At 41.8% G+C, this 15235-nt stretch carries 15 protein-coding genes and 1 pseudogene; 2 read left to right on the plus strand and 14 right to left on the minus strand.

What is annotated here, in order from left to right; all coding sequences use genetic code 11:
* Positions 1-514: 514 nt before the first annotated feature.
* A pseudogene (locus ISX45_RS19645) lies at positions 515-820 on the plus strand (sigma factor-like helix-turn-helix DNA-binding protein); the annotation flags it as partial.
* On the opposite strand, the gene ISX45_RS10930 reads toward ISX45_RS19645, so the two are convergent.
* The 7 genes from ISX45_RS10930 to ISX45_RS10960 form a co-directional block, all read right to left on the minus strand.
* Positions 817-2952 (minus strand): alpha-amylase family glycosyl hydrolase, encoded by a 2136-nt coding sequence (locus tag ISX45_RS10930; protein ID WP_194518972.1) that lies wholly within the window; start codon positions 2950-2952, stop codon positions 817-819. The pseudogene ISX45_RS19645 and the gene ISX45_RS10930 sit on opposite strands and share 4 nt — an antisense overlap.
* Before the next feature lie 577 nt (positions 2953-3529).
* Positions 3530-3673 (minus strand): YrzI family small protein, encoded by a 144-nt coding sequence (locus ISX45_RS10935; RefSeq protein ID WP_373367351.1) that lies wholly within the window; start codon positions 3671-3673, stop codon positions 3530-3532.
* 335 nt (positions 3674-4008) lie between these two features.
* The gene (locus ISX45_RS10940) at positions 4009-4236 is read right to left on the minus strand and encodes a YrhC family protein (protein WP_181554498.1); all 228 of its coding nucleotides are present in this window, start codon (positions 4234-4236) and stop codon (positions 4009-4011) included.
* Between the two features lie 73 nt (positions 4237-4309).
* Positions 4310-5443: a bifunctional cystathionine gamma-lyase/homocysteine desulfhydrase gene (locus ISX45_RS10945; protein WP_181554499.1), complete on the minus strand. Its 1134-nt coding sequence runs from the start codon at positions 5441-5443 to the stop codon at positions 4310-4312.
* A 2-nt stretch (positions 5444-5445) separates the two neighbouring features.
* Positions 5446-6369, minus strand: coding sequence for a PLP-dependent cysteine synthase family protein (locus ISX45_RS10950; protein ID WP_194518973.1), 924 nt, complete (start codon positions 6367-6369; stop codon positions 5446-5448).
* 63 nt (positions 6370-6432) lie between these two features.
* Positions 6433-7131 carry a 5'-methylthioadenosine/S-adenosylhomocysteine nucleosidase gene (mtnN, locus tag ISX45_RS10955; protein ID WP_181554501.1) on the minus strand — a complete coding sequence of 233 codons (699 nt, stop codon included), beginning with the start codon at positions 7129-7131 and terminating at the stop codon, positions 6433-6435.
* A 19-nt stretch (positions 7132-7150) separates the two neighbouring features.
* Positions 7151-7792 (minus strand): class I SAM-dependent methyltransferase, encoded by a 642-nt coding sequence (locus ISX45_RS10960; RefSeq protein WP_194518974.1) that lies wholly within the window; start codon positions 7790-7792, stop codon positions 7151-7153.
* Between the two features lie 167 nt (positions 7793-7959).
* Here ISX45_RS10960 and ISX45_RS10965 point away from each other — a divergent pair, with 167 nt between their 5' ends.
* Complete coding sequence (locus ISX45_RS10965; RefSeq protein ID WP_181554503.1) at positions 7960-8166, plus strand: YrzA family protein; 207 nt, start codon at positions 7960-7962, stop codon at positions 8164-8166.
* Between the two features lie 222 nt (positions 8167-8388).
* Here the strand turns inward: ISX45_RS10965 and ISX45_RS10970 are convergent, their stop codons facing one another.
* The 7 genes from ISX45_RS10970 to ISX45_RS11000 all read right to left on the minus strand — a co-directional run bounded on the left by ISX45_RS10970 (position 8389) and on the right by ISX45_RS11000 (position 15081).
* On the minus strand, positions 8389-9015 hold the full coding sequence (locus tag ISX45_RS10970; protein ID WP_194520686.1) for a YrrS family protein: 627 nt from the start codon (positions 9013-9015) through the stop codon (positions 8389-8391).
* A 105-nt stretch (positions 9016-9120) separates the two neighbouring features.
* Positions 9121-10896 carry a peptidoglycan D,D-transpeptidase FtsI family protein gene (locus tag ISX45_RS10975; RefSeq protein ID WP_194518975.1) on the minus strand — a complete coding sequence of 592 codons (1776 nt, stop codon included), beginning with the start codon at positions 10894-10896 and terminating at the stop codon, positions 9121-9123.
* Between the two features lie 47 nt (positions 10897-10943).
* The gene (gene greA / locus ISX45_RS10980) at positions 10944-11420 is read right to left on the minus strand and encodes a transcription elongation factor GreA (RefSeq protein WP_181554505.1); all 477 of its coding nucleotides are present in this window, start codon (positions 11418-11420) and stop codon (positions 10944-10946) included.
* A gap of 153 nt (positions 11421-11573) precedes the next feature.
* Positions 11574-12209 (minus strand): uridine kinase, encoded by a 636-nt coding sequence (udk, locus tag ISX45_RS10985; RefSeq protein WP_181554506.1) that lies wholly within the window; start codon positions 12207-12209, stop codon positions 11574-11576.
* A gap of 1 nt (position 12210) precedes the next feature.
* Positions 12211-13479, minus strand: a complete 1269-nt coding sequence (locus ISX45_RS10990; RefSeq protein ID WP_181554507.1) for a peptidase U32 family protein — start codon at positions 13477-13479, stop codon at positions 12211-12213.
* Between the two features lie 22 nt (positions 13480-13501).
* Positions 13502-14431 (minus strand): peptidase U32 family protein, encoded by a 930-nt coding sequence (locus ISX45_RS10995; RefSeq protein ID WP_181554508.1) that lies wholly within the window; start codon positions 14429-14431, stop codon positions 13502-13504.
* Complete coding sequence (locus ISX45_RS11000) at positions 14428-15081, minus strand: O-methyltransferase (RefSeq protein WP_194518976.1); 654 nt, start codon at positions 15079-15081, stop codon at positions 14428-14430. Before ISX45_RS11000 ends, ISX45_RS10995 begins: the two co-directional genes overlap by 4 nt.
* Positions 15082-15235 lie beyond the last annotated feature (154 nt).

Consider the following 15235-nt stretch of genomic DNA (forward strand, 5'->3'; position numbering starts at 1 on the left):
TGGAACGACTTACATAAGTGGTTCTACACCAAGAATTAGCAGCTGTCCATAATACAATTTATGCTTGTGTAGCTCCTAAGTTAAGTTCGGTGTAATTTTAATTCGTTTTCCAGCGGCATTACTTAAATAAACGTCATAAACAACCCCATAGTTCCCTAATAACTATCCTGAAAATTCATCATCCTTCTGATGGTGCTGCATAGATGCGGCAGGATGTTTCCCATGAAAAAAACTTTTTCTATAATCTGTGGAATCGCAAAATACAGCATAGGCGGTTAACAGATAAGTCAGTTAAAGAGTAAAAAGAAAATATTTCGTAAAAGCTGTTTGGATCATTTCTAGAACTCTATCGTTTGGGTTTGCTAATGATATGTCCTATTTTATGTGAAACGTTCAACCAAGCGATGTGCGTCTAAGAGTTTATGATCCAAAATTCCAGCTGTTTTGGTGTATTTGAATTTGTGTGTGGTACTAGTGTAAATGAATTTAGCCTCATACTTACTAAAATCCGAGAAAAGATGTCGTCGATGAAACCCAATTGAACATGGAGTTGGAACAAGTCAAAATACATTGACGTATTGGATGAACGGGAAAAAGAAGTGATGATTAGCCGGTTCAGGTTGGATTTGCAGAGAGAAACACATATCGGGAAATCGCCAAAGAGCTGGGCATATTAGGAATCTATGTATCATGCATTGAAAAGCGGGCAATTATAAAAATGTTTCATACTTTTTGCCGAATGAAACAGAGAAGCAGCCATAGCGTCATCAAGCCCCTTGAGATCACGCATAATTGCTTGATTTCAAGGGGCTTCTATTAGTTCTGCCAATCCACTATAATTTTTCCGGTTGTATTCGTTGGTGTCGTATAAACATGATTTGAACCACTTTCCCAAGTGACATTACCTTGGCTGTCTTTTTTAATAAACTTAAACTCAATTGTCTTTCCTTCTGGGACACTGACATCTATATACCATGTAGGATAGGAGTAAACCACTTGATTGAACATTGGACCGATTGCCTTACTAGTGTCCCAGTTGCCGAGCTCATATACGTTGCCAACAATGTATATATTTTGCCCTAGATTGGTAGTCGCGTTATTAACAACAAACCGCACTGACACTTGATCATTTGTTAGTACTTCAAAGTTATCATAAGCCGCACTCGTTTGACCGCTTGATGATTGGACGGTAATATTATATTTTCCTGGTGACACATTTGGTACAGCCACAACGATTTGATTGTTAGACCAAGACACAACATTGGCAGCTGTCGTTCCGAACTTCACAGTGCCCGTATTTGTTCCGAATCCTTCGCCATCAATGGTTACTTGATGACCGACTTGCCCCATCATCGGTCCAACATGACCAATAATTGGCGTGCTTTCTGTTGCACTGTATGCCCATACACCGACTTCCCCCGGTCCTAAGTCAAATGCATTAACTGATCCATTTGAACCGACTTGAATTGTATTTCCGTCTAAAAGACCGCCAAGCTGATCCGTATATGTTCCTGCTGGTAAAGCTGTAAATAAGCCAGTAATCGAGTAATTACTGCTTGAACTACGATTAACGGCAACTAACACAACATCTTTGCCAAATTGTCGCTCATACACATACACATCGCCATTGATCCAACGCTGTTCCGTATCACCATAAGCTAACGCCGGATTGTTTCGTCGGAGAGAAGATAGTTTTTGAATCACTTGATACGCGCGAGTATTTTTATTGAATGAGCTCATCATCTTACGATTGTTGGGATCGCCGTTACCGGTCATGTATTGCTCTGTACCATAGTAAATATTCGGTACGCCACGGGATGTCAATAATACAGCAAGTGCCATATCCACCTTGCGCGGATCTCCTCCGTCAATCATAAACCGATCCATATCATGGTTGTCTATGAATGTTACTTGATCGAGAACCTCGTCATATGCTGATGCCGTATCTTGAATCATTTGATTAAAGCCATACCAATTATCGCTGTTATTGCGCAATACTTGACGAAGCTTTTGTCCGAAACGAAAATCGAGCAAACTCATTCCACTTTCATTGGCAAAGTAATGATTGTTCGCGTCCACTTCATTTTCTGACAAAAACCACTCCCCAAACGTAAAGACAGGACGATAGTTATCAATCTCATCCATCAGAGATTTTTGCCATCCAAACGGCATGTGCTTCACCGCATCCATACGGATACCATCAATCCCCATATCTATCCACATTTTTACTGCATCTTTTAAATACCTATCAATAACAGGGTTCTGATGGTTAAGGTCCGCCAAGTCAAACAGATTTCGATAAATCCCATCCTCTAAGCTGGAAAACGTTGTTCCACCGTTATGGTGAAAATACATGTTGGCATCATTTGTGTAACCGCCAAGCAATGTCCCATTATCGTACAGTCGTCCGTTTTCCATATAAGAAGGATTCGTTTCTGAAGCAGGAGAAGTATGGTTGGGGGCAAAGTCAATAATTACCTTTATTCCTTTTGCATGTGCAGCATCAACTAAACGTTGGAAATCACTGAGGCTACCAAAAAACGGGTTTGGCTTTTTAAAATCGCGCGCCCAATAACCATGATAGGATGTGGAACCGCTTGCATCATTCATCACGGAAAATACATTTTCTACAGGCTGAGAAATCCAGATCGCTGTCACACCCATATCTGTTAAATATCCATCGTTAATTTTATTGATGATACCTTGCCAATCTCCACCACAATACTTGCGTAAATTCGTACATCCTGAGCTAAATAATGCTCCACTCGGATTATTGGATGTATTTCCATCCACAAATCGATCCACTACAATTTGATAGACAACATCTGATGTAAAGTTTACCTTATTAAGATTTCCAGCTGCTTCAACGGTGACTTTCTGCGTATCAGATACTATAAAAATTGCACTAAATACAAATGACATGCTCAAGACTAGCGAAAGCCATCTTCTCATTCAGTTACCCTCCTTCAATAATAGGTCTTAAAGTTGTATAGTGCTAAGAATAACCCTCACCTCCTGCATATAAAAAACCCCGTCATATCCTAAAGATACGCCGGGGTTGTGTTTCCATCCGAACAATGAAAACAAGCATTGCCCTCAAATTGTCACCAATAATATCTTTATTTTTATAATATTCAGTATATTACTCAGTGTCAAGGCATCAATCTATAAATTTCAATAAGAAAAAGAGAGAATCTCGATTATTTGCGATTCCCTCTTTTATGCAAAATTATTTAGCTTCTACACTGACTTCTGCGCTGATAATTAACGCAATTGACGCTGTAATTACAATCCCCATTACTATGGCGAACATCCCTTGTTCCTCCCCTTAGCGTTCTTTGTTTTTATTTTATACGGAGAGGCAGCAAGTTTCGTAGCAAGGTTTTGAACAATTTATGAAATTCAATGGTCAATAGTAAAACTCGCAGCATCATTGGCATTCTCCCATCGGTTAGGTGGAATCTCCCGTCCCCCATAGCCACATTATCATTCGATTTTTCACTGTCATCATTGAAAAAACCTCCTTGCATTAAAATAGTTTGTGCATCGAACATTTACGGTCCATAATTTCTTCTTCAATTTGTTTAACAAGGCGTTCATGTTCGATTTCTTCCCTTGTCTTCTTTCTCCATTGAATGGTTACGGTAATAAAAAACAAGTTAATCGTCATCATTTTTCACCTCCTTCAGTAAAAAAGCCGCAGTGAGAGCATCTCCTGCGGCTTTGGACACAAAAAAGCCACAGGAAGATGAACTATTCTCCCTGCGGCGTTATCTACATATTACAGAACATTATCTCTAAACACGATCAGAAGGTCGAATAGTTCTTATACGTTCACTTGTATCGTTATCTACACTTTTCATCATTGCTGTTAAGATAGTCATTGTTTTCGACCTCCTTCCGAAATCATGTTACAGAGGTAATTATATCCAAATGAAATGTATTTGTAAACATCTTTTCTGTAAAAATAAATCAAAAAACCTATCCTTTCGATATGAAAGGATAGGTTCATTGCTCAAACTCCCGCAGTAAGCGAATATATTTGATTGCTTTTTGGTAAAAGAAAAAAGATCCGGTTAACAAGATCATAATAACGCCGATTAAATACGGTTTCTTTTCTGGTGTAATCGGAAGAAGCGTCCCGATATACAAAAAGACGCTTAATGCGACTAACACCCCTGCATACATTTTATAGTCCGCTGCTTTTTCTTTCCATTGCTTTTGTTGGTAATCCATCGTATCCCCCGCTTTCCACTTTAAATGTAGCATATATATGAAAAAAATGGGGGATGTAATTTTAACCAAGTTTCTATTTTAACGCTTGTTCCAAATCTTCGATCAAATCTTCGACATCTTCAAGCCCAACGGAAATGCGTACTAATCCATCGGTAATTCCTAATTCCTCGCGGCGTTCTTTCGGAATGGAAGCATGCGTCATTTTCGCTGGTAACGAAATTAAGCTTTCAACCGCTCCTAAACTTTCAGCAAGCGTAAAATAGTGTACGCTGTTTAATAGTTGATCCGCTTTTTCCCCGCTTCCGACGTCAAACGATACCATGCCGCCAAACCCGCGCGCCTGTTTTTTCGCAATTTCGTGGTTTGGATGTGTTTCTAGCCCCGGGTAGTACACTTTTTTCACAGCCGGATGATTCACTAAAAACTCGACAATTTTGCGCGTGTTTTCCTCATGTTCTTCCATGCGAACGCCTAATGTTTTTATGCCGCGCATGAGAAGCCATGAATCTTGCGGGCCGAGGATACCGCCGGTTGAGTTTTGAATAAAGTGAAGATTTTCAGCAAGCTCTTGCGAATTCACAACGACAAGGCCTGCAACGACATCGCTGTGACCACCTAAATATTTCGTAGCACTATGGATAACAATATCAGCACCAAGTGCAATCGGTGTCTGCCAGTACGGTGTACTGAACGTATTATCCACAATCGTGAGCAGCCCATGTGCTTTTGCAATCGCAGAAGCGGCTTGAATGTCTGTAATTTTCAATAACGGGTTTGTTGGTGTTTCAATGTAGATGGCTTTCGTGTTCGGTTGAATATGCTTTTCCACGTTTGTCAAATCACTTGTATCAACAAACGTTGATTCAATCCCTAATCGGCGTAACACTTTTGTCATAACACGGTATGTACCGCCATATACATCGTCTGTTAAAATGACATGGTCACCGCTGTTGAATAACATCATGACCGCCGTAATTGCCGCCATCCCGGAACTGAACGCGAATCCGGCGTAACCTTCTTCAAGATCTTTAATCAGCTCTTCTAGCGCATGACGCGTTGGATTTCCGGTACGCGAATATTCAAATCCTTTATGTCCGCCGATACCTTCTTGTTTGTATGTGCTTACTTGATAAATCGGAACAGAGACCGCTCCTGTATGCGGATCACCGGAAATGCCGCCATGAATCAGTTTCGTTTTCTGTCTCATTCTTATATCCCACCTTCATAAATTTTTTTACTTAAATAACGCTCACTGCTGTCTGGGAAGATAACGACAATATTCGTTCCAGGTTTCGCTTTTTCCGCTTCGAGTAACGCCGCATGAAACGCAGCTCCTGAGGAACTACCGACAAGCAATCCTTCTCTTTCCGCAAGCTCTTTCACACGCCCAAAAGCATCTTCATCGCGTATCGTATGAATGGCGTCAAAATAACTCGGATCCATATAGTCTGGCAAAAATTCCATGCCAATCCCCTCTGTTTTATGCGGTCCAGGTTCGCCTCCATTTAAAATGGATCCTTCTGGTTCGACAATGACCGTTTTAATGTTCGGGTTTTTTTCTTTTAAAAACCGTGCCGTTCCCATAAACGTACCGCCCGAACCGGCACCGGCGACAAACACGTCAATGTGCCCGTCTAGGTCGTTCCAAAGTTCAGGACCGAGCGTTTTATAATACGTTCTCGGATTGGCAGGATTAGCGAATTGCTGCGGGCAATACGAGTTCGGAATTTCTTTGACAAGCTCCTGAGCCTTTCTGATCGCTCCCTGCATCCCTTCGCTCGTTGGCGTATGAACGATCGTGGCACCTAATGCTTTCATCAGCTCTTGTTTTTCCAGACTGAATTTTTCTGGAACGCAAAAAATGACGTTAATATTTTTTCCAATCGCTGCAAGTGCTAACCCGATTCCAGTATTCCCGGCCGTTGGTTCAATAATGGTTCCGCCTTCTTTTAACTTTCCCGTTTCTAGCGCATCGCGTAATAACTCTTGTCCTAGGCGGTCTTTAATGCTTCCGCCGGGGTTAAAGTATTCGAGCTTAGCAAACAAACGGACACCATCAGGCAGCGAAAACTGCGTAATTTCCACAACAGGCGTATTCCCTACTAGCTCATGAACATTTTTAAATACTTTCATGATGTCACTCCGTTCTTTCGTTCATGTACATGGCAAGAGGAAGGGATTCCCTTCCTCTTTTGATTAGCCCTGTAACGCTGTTAACATTGATAGTACTAAATTAGAGGAATGGAGGGCAGCTGTGTGCAAAAATTGTTCAAACGAAACATTCGATTCTTTTCCGGCAATGTCAGACAACGCACGGATGATGACAAATGGAACCGCAAACTGTGTACACACTTGGGCAATCGCTGCTGCTTCCATTTCAACGGCGTATAAATCTAGAAATTTACTGCGAACAAACTCGACGCGCGATGGGTCGTTCATAAACGAATCGCCTGTCGCAATTAATCCTTTGACCACTTGAACGTCGGTGAGGTGTTGAGCACTTTGTTCCGCGATTTTCACCAATGTTTCATCCGCTTTGTAACGCGCAGGCATTCCCGGCACTTGACCGTATTCGTAGCCAAAGGCAGTCACATCAACATCATGATGCACCACTTCACTTGAAATGACAATATCTCCTACGTTAAGTGCTGCGGAGAATCCACCTGCGGAACCTGTGTTAATGACATATTGCGGTTGAAAGCGGTCAAGCAAAATCGCCGTCGCCATTGCTGCATTGACTTTACCGATTCCTGACTTTAATAACACCACATCTGCTCCGTGAATGCGGCCTGTCGAAAATTCGCAATTGGCAATCGTCGTTTCCGTTCGGTCTTCCATTTTTTCGCGTAAAATTGTTACCTCTTCTTCCATTGCACCAATGATTGCTATTTTCAATTCTGTCTCCCTCTTTCTCTTACTGTTTTATTGCCTCCATCACCCATACAAACGCGTTATGTTGCGCAAATGTAACGGTAAATCCGTTCGTTTCAAATAGATTGGTGAGTACATCGAGCGTCGTGTAATACTCGCGCTGCAAATCGTCCGCTAAATTATGAAAGCCACGCTTCTTTGCTTCCTCAATCGCACGCTCAAATGCTTGCCGATCGCGAAATGCCGTATCGGCAAACACTATTTTACCACCTTTCGCTAATAGCTTTCCATAGTTGGCAATGGCTTCTCTTTTTTCTTCATCGGTTAAGTGATGGAAGGCATAGGTGCTAACAATCGTATCGATCGGTTCTTGTGGAAGAGGGAATTGTAAAAAATCACCATCCTCAATAGATACATGCTCGCCTAACTTTTCGTATGCTTTTTTGCGCATCGGCGCGGACGGTTCAATTCCATATACTTTTTTGCCTTGTTCGAGCAATTTTTTCGTTAAGTTTCCCGTCCCAACGCCAAATTCTAGGACTACCTTTCCGGCCTTAGTTGCTACTGTATTTAAAATTTCTTCGTAATTAGCAAACACTTCTCGATACTCTTGATCATATCCTTCTACAGATTGATCATAGGAATCTGCCCATGCTTCAAACAAATCAAGAAACTCTCTACCCATGATGTCACACTCCACATTTTTATAATTCCTATAAGTATACTATGAATTTACAAGATAATCTGTTCTCAATGTATCATAAGTTTTCTTTTTCTTCAATCACTATCTCCGCATGATTGTAGAATATGCAGCGAAAATTTGTTACACTTAACGTGGAAAGGAGAATGATCATGAATATTTCTTTCGATCTCATTGAAGATAAAATCGAATTTTTTGAAGCGGATGATTTGCAAACATTAGAGAAAAAAATTAATGAACAAATTGAAAATAATAAGGCGATTTTATTGCACGTTCATCATGTGTCCCATCAAATGCATGTGGCGGAGAACGGACAGAGGTTTTATAGCGCCGTCGTCCATTTTAAGGCGAAAAAATAAAGCGGATTTCTCGTCTGATGAGAAAATCCGCTTTTTTCCCGTAAGCAGGTGGTTTCCGCTTTCCTGCCTAGTTTCGGCTCTCTACTGTTTGAACCAACATCTTTGCTGACATGTACCGGATCATCTCAGGCGCAGCTAGTGACTCTTTCAGCGAAATGCACGTGTTCTTTACCGCATCAGGGAGATCCGTGTCGTGTTGTTTAGCTTCGATGTGTCAGCTTGCTATTCCTTCTGCCTTAGTTGTTGCACTTTCGTTGGTTTCCATCCTTGGTTTTCCACCCACTCGATATACACTTTGTAATATTGGCTTTTATCTTTTGTCGAAATTGTCGCGACCGCTTTATTCGGTCCATTGTTGCCGATAAACCATACAATCATATCAGACTGTGCCAACCCAGTGGCATAACTGACCGCATCGAGCATTTCTTTCCAGTCCACAGAGCTTTCATCAAACGTTGTTACATGCGGTTCGGATTGTGTCGTGCCAACCGGCTGCCACGACGGATTAACAATTTCTTTGAGAATGTTTGATGACGGATCTCCTGCTGTCTCAATCACTTCCTGCTTCTCTTCTGGCTCATCTGTTTCTTCTGTTGTTTCTTCCGTCACTTCTTCCTTTGGCTTCTCTGTTTTTCCGATTTCGACCTCAACGTTTTTCTCATGATCATCATCATTTTTCTTCTTTTCTATTTTTTTATCTGACTGTGTCGCTTGTTCGCTTGGATGATCATCAGCAAAAAGCAATTGCCAGCCAAAAAATAGAATCAATATAAATACGAAAGCAATCGCCATATTTAACATACGATTAATTTTCCGGCGTTTTACTCGCTGTTCAAAACGAGGTCCCATTTCTTTCGCCAACCGCGATCCCTCCCTGTGTTCTTCCAATCGTTCTTATTGTAGCATTGTTATGTCTCCTAATAAACTGTTTCGTCACCGTTTCCGATTTATGTCCTATTGTTTCTGCTGTTCATTAAACTCATATATTCTCTTGACAATGTCATAAAATACATCGTTTGTCACAGCTTGCGAACTTGGACGTTCTAAATCGACGACAACGAGCGCATACTTCGGTGATTCGGCTGGAAAATAGCCAGCAAACCATTTATTTACCAATTCTCCTTCTTGTGGTGTTGTTTTTCCTGTTTGTGCTGTCCCGGATTTGCCGGCGACCGCATACGGAAGAGTTTGAAATCGCCGCCCTGTGCCGCGTTCATCGGTAACGACCTTTCGCAATAATTGTTGCAATTTCATCGCTGTCATTGGAGAAATCGGGTCCTCGTCCGAAAAGCGTTGTTCTGGGAATGAGAATAACGTTGTGCCGTTTTTGTATACAATTTTGCTCACTGCCCTCACTTGCTTTGCTTCTCCGTTTCGCGCGATCGTTGCCATCATATTTGCGACTGAAAGCGGCGACACGCGAACGTTTTTTTGCCCAATCGATGTCTGTGCAACGGCAAGCGGCACGGATTTGTCGCTATTGTCATACCAAATCGTCGCCCTTTTTTCTTCAGGAAATTGCCTAAAGTTCGTCAAATGATAAACATCACCTTGCCAACCAGCGAGCGGAGATAATCCTAGTTTTTGTGCATATTGTTCGATGATATTTGGATCTTGGTCGACTAGCTCTTTTCCTAATGTGGCAAATGTATTATTACAGCTCACTGAAAAGCTCTCTTCAAAGCTGAGCATTCCATATAAATGCTCATTCTCTGGAGTAATTCCGTCAATTTTTTTACTGCAGTCAAAGGTTCTTTCTTTGGAAACAATCCCCTTTTCTATCGCCGCAGCAGCGATAACCGTTTTAAACACCGAACCGGGGATTTGCGGCAATATCATTTGATTTTCTGCCGCATTATTTTTGTATGGATCGCGCGGGTCCATGTCAGGACGGCTCACCATCGCTAACACGCTGTTTGTTTGAATATCAAGTAAAACTACCCCACCTTTTTTTAATTGATGCTGTTGCACAACAGATTCAACAATTTCTTGCAAATCGCGATCGATCGTTGTTTGGACAGAAACAGGATAAAATGGATTGCCAGGGTCGCTATATTTCACATCAATGCCAAATAAAGGCCTGCCTTCTGCATCGACGTGATACAATAGCTTCGTTTCTCCTTCTGGAATTAAAAATTCATCAAATGCTTTTTGTAATCCATGGATCCCTACTTCCGTGTGGGGAGAAAGATGACGGTCTGGGTAGCGAGAGTGCAATAATTGGGCATCTTCGCGAGTAAAGCCGATGAGGTGCTCAGCATACACCTTTTCGATCGGATACTGTTTTTTTACCGCGAGCACGCCCGGAATGTGAAGGCGATTAATCTCCTCCATTTGTGTCTCTGTCAATGCAAACGGCTCTCCTCCGAGTGAAAAAATGAACGGTTCTTTCGCCTGTTGCAGTTTTGAAGCGATGATGCTTGGGGAAATGTCAAGAATCGCTGCCAATTTCTCCATCGGCCAATTCATCGTTTTTAAAAATGGAAAAAGAACAAGTGAAGGAATATATTCATTCGTGAGCGGTTTGCCATTTCGGTCGACAAACGTGCCTCTTCCTGCGTCAATGACCATTTCTTGCGTCCGTTGCGCGACGCTTTCCTCGATTAAATTCACTTTCTTTTTCGAAAACGTTTCTGTGCTTACTAATTGAATTTGAATGAGTCGTCCGATTAATAGAAAGATACAGAGTTGAATGAGTGCCAAAATAACAAACATTCTTTTTTTCCACATAAAAAACACCTCGTCTTCATTTTCGACGAGGTGTTAAATTTTAAAACCTATTTCACGGCAACGATTTTTACAAACATTTCGCCGCCAGGAGTTTGTACCATCACTTCTTCTCCAACTCTTCTGCCGAGAAGTGATTTGGCAATCGGCGAGTCGTTTGAAATTTTTCCTTCAAATGGGTCCGCTTCAGCGCTCCCGACAATCGTATATGTTTCTTCTTCACCATCAGGTAGTTCGATGAACGTAACGGATTTTCCTAATGAGACGACATCTGGGTTTTCCGTATCTTCTTCGATAATTTTAGCATTACGAATCATGTTTTCGAGCGTTTGAATGCGCGCTTCAACGAAAGCTTGCTCGTCTTTCGCTGCATCGTATTCAGAGTTCTCGGAAAGGTCACCAAAACCACGTGCAATTTTAATGCGTTCCACAACTTCCTTCCGCTTAACCGTTTTCAAATACTCAAGCTCTTGTTCCAGCTTCTCTTTCCCTTCTTTTGTCATCGGGTATTCTTTTTCCATTGCCATAACGGTTCACTCCTCTATTTTTATTATCAGAATTTTGTATAATACCGTGTTACCTACTTGCCTCCGCTTTTCCTGACTATGTAGAATACGAACGGGTTTATCCGTTCGTACAAACATGCGGGGAAAGTTTGTTATATTATCTATGTTATGTTATTACAAAAAAGACTTTTGTTCAAGAATTGTGCGAATTTTTGTGACCATTAAATCAATCGCCACATAATTTTGTCCGCCCTCTGGAATGATGATATCGGCATATCGCTTTGTCGGTTCAATAAATTGATTATGCATTGGACGAACGACGGAGACATATTGTTCAATGACCGATTCTAACGTGCGACCTCGTTCATTAATATCACGTAGCAAGCGACGAATGATGCGAATATCGGCATCAGTATCGACATATACCTTAATATCCATTAAATTGCGTAATCGTTCATCTTCTAATACAAGGATTCCTTCTACAATGATGACGTCCTTCGGTTCGACATGAATAACTTTATCCGCTCTTGTGTGGAGCGTATAATCGTAAACCGGCTTTTCAATCGGTTCGTAATTAAGCAATTTTTGAAGGTGCTCAATTAACAAATCGTTGTCAAAGGCAAGCGGGTGATCGTAGTTCGTTTTTAATCGCTCTTCAAATGGAAGATGGCTTTGATCTTTATAATAAAAATCTTGCTCAAGCATTAAAATCGAGTGACCTTTAAAATGCTCATAGATGGCTTTAGCCACGCTTGTTTTCCCCGAACCGGAGCCGCCAGCGACTCCGATAACAACCGGTTTCTTCCCCATCTTAGTTCTCCTTTCTCATCATGTTGTATGGGAAGACTTCGCGATCGACTTTAAATTTAACAATTTGTAATGGATGACGAGCCGCATCAAGCTCGTTTCCGTCCTCATCCCAAATTGTTTCGACCACTTGTGTAAAGTTTTCGATTTCCGGACCGAAAAATTCGACTTCATCGCCCGGTTTAAAGAAGTTCCGCTGTTGCAGTGTGACCATTTTCGTTTCTTTATCGTAATCCAATACAAGCCCGGCAAACTCATACGTTGTCTTTTTGCTATGAACGCCGTACATTTGCTCTTTATATCCCGGAACTCCTTCGAAAAAGGCTGGAGCTGTATCGCGATTGGCACATTTATCGAGTTCTTCTAGCCATTCTTTTCGAATGACAAAATTGTCAGGATCAGCACAGTACGCATCGATCACTTTGCGATAAACACTTACGACTGTCGCTACATAGTGAATCGACTTCATGCGTCCTTCAATTTTTAAACTATCAATACCTAACTCAATCATTTTTGGAATGGATTGAATTAAGTTTAAGTCTTTCGGACTCATTGCAAACGGAGCATCCTTTTCGTCAAATAATGGAATTTCTTTTCCACCGTCCAATTTGTATAAATCGTAGTCCCAGCGGCATGATTGACAGCACCCACCGCGGTTCGAGTCGCGTGCGGTCATATGGTTGCTTAATACGCAGCGGCCGGAGTAGGCAATACACATCGCGCCATGAATGAATGCTTCAATTTCAATGTCCACTTTTTCTTTTATCTCACGAATTTCTTCTGCGCTTGTTTCGCGTGCAAGCACGACTCTCTCAAGCCCTTCTTCTTTCCAAAACTGCACCGCTTTCCAGTTCGTGAGCGACTGCTGCGTACTTAAGTGCACTTCAAGCTTTGGTGCCACACGGCGAGCCGTTTCAATAATGAGCGGATCTGCCACGATAATGCCGTGCACACCAGCTTCTTGAAGTCCTTTTAAATAGTTGTCTAACCCCGGAATATTTTCGTTATGGGCGTAAATATTCGTCGTCACATAAATTTTTGCTCCATATTGATTCGCAAAGCGAACGCCTTCTGCGATTTCTTCTAGTGTAAAGTTATCGGCGTTAGAGCGAAGTCCGTACTCTTGTCCGCCAATAAATACAGCATCCGCGCCATAATGAACCGCCACTTTGAGTTTCTCAAGGTTGCCTGCTGGAGCAAGAAGCTCCGGCTTTTTCGTAATGACGCGCTTTCCGTTAATGATTTCGGAAATGTTGTCATTTTTTAAAAGCATGATGTTCAACCTCCTTTTCATTTTAATACACCGTTTCTTTAAAGAAAAACCCTGTATCTAACGGACGATGTTTTGGCTGAATCGCTTCAATTTCCGCTAGCAGTTGATCTTTTTCTTTTTCATATTGCCCGCGATTTTCTGCACATAGGTCGATGGCGCGACGATATTTTTTCGTCACTTCCGTGATATAGTCCGGCGCGTGAAGTACTCCGTCGATTTTAAAACAGTCAATGCCTGCATCGACCATTTCTGTTAACTCATCAATAATACAAATATCGTTCGGGCTCATAATATGAGTACCGTTTTCGTCTTCAAAAATCGGATATTTGTTGTCACGTTCTTTATCATGCAAAAACATTCCTTTATCGTATTTTCGTCTTTCGATTTCCATCACTTTTCCTTGATATTCAAAGTAGTTGCCGATTAAGGAACGCTTTGATTGGAACATACATGTCATCCCGTGTACTTGTACTTCGATTTCCACTTCGGCATGTTCCTTAATTTCGATAATAGCATCCATGTTTAACTCACGGGCAAGCACGGCGCGTTTGGCCCCTTTGCGCCCCCAATAGTTGCATGCATACCAGTTCGTTGCCGTCGTTTCCGTATTCCAATGCAGTTTCATATGCGGCGCTACTTCGCGCACGGTCATTAATACCGCCGGGTCGCCAAATACAATCGCATCGACCCCTGTATCAGCAAGAAAGCGAACATAATCTCCGAGTTCATCGACTTTGTCGTTATGAAAAATCGCGTTCATGGCTACATATACGTTGATCCCGTATTGCCGAGCGATTTTGACCGCTTCAACGATGTCGTCGCGTCGAAATTCTCCCGCTAGACGCAAACCGTAACGCTGTTCGCCAATGATAATCGCATCTGCGCCTGCGCTCGCCAAGTCATGAATATGAGAAACGCTCGTCGGCGTCACTAACAATTCCGGTTTTTTCATTCTCCTTCACCTCGTTTTCGTGATATCGCGATTCCATCACCAATCGGAAAAATGACCGTTTCGTAATCATCGCGATGTACCAGCCACTCATTATAGCTGCGAATTTTTTTGACTAATTGACGAATCCGTTTATTTTCAATCGGCTCCTCTGTTGCGACAAGCCCTTTAAATAGTACGTTGTCGGTAATAATGACACCACCGTTACTCAAAAGCGGTTCATATATGTTAAAAAAGCGCTGATACTGCCCTTTTGCCGCATCAATAAAAATAGCGTCAAACGGTGCGTGCTTAGCAACTTCCTCATATAAATCAAGTGCATCGCCAAACAGCACGTCAATTTGTTCGTTTGTATTCGTTCGCTCTATATAAAAAAGCGCCCGTTCATACCGCTCTTTATCTCGTTCTATCGTAATAATTTTTGCATTCGGCAACGCTTTAGCCATGCGAATCGCCGAATAGCCGATCGCTGTTCCGATTTCCAAAATCTTCTTCGGCTGGATGAACTTTAATATTTGTAACATCGCTTCAATTCCGGTTAATTCCATAATAGGGATATCGTTTTGTTTCGCATATGCTTCGATCTCCCGAATTTCTTGTTCCCGCTCCGGAATCAGTGTTTCTAAATAACGTCCAACTTCGCTCGACAACAACCGTGCTCCTCCTCGTAAAAATAAGAGTCCCTAAAAGCAGACTCTTATAAACAGGATCATATGGCTTTAGACTTATCCATAACTTTATATATACTATCATAAAAAGAAGTGAAATGCGAAATGTTTTACCCAAAAACCACTCATTTATATCTAT

This window comes from Thermaerobacillus caldiproteolyticus, from assembly GCF_015326725.1.
Taxonomy (GTDB): Bacteria; Bacillota; Bacilli; order Bacillales; family Anoxybacillaceae; genus Thermaerobacillus; species Thermaerobacillus caldiproteolyticus.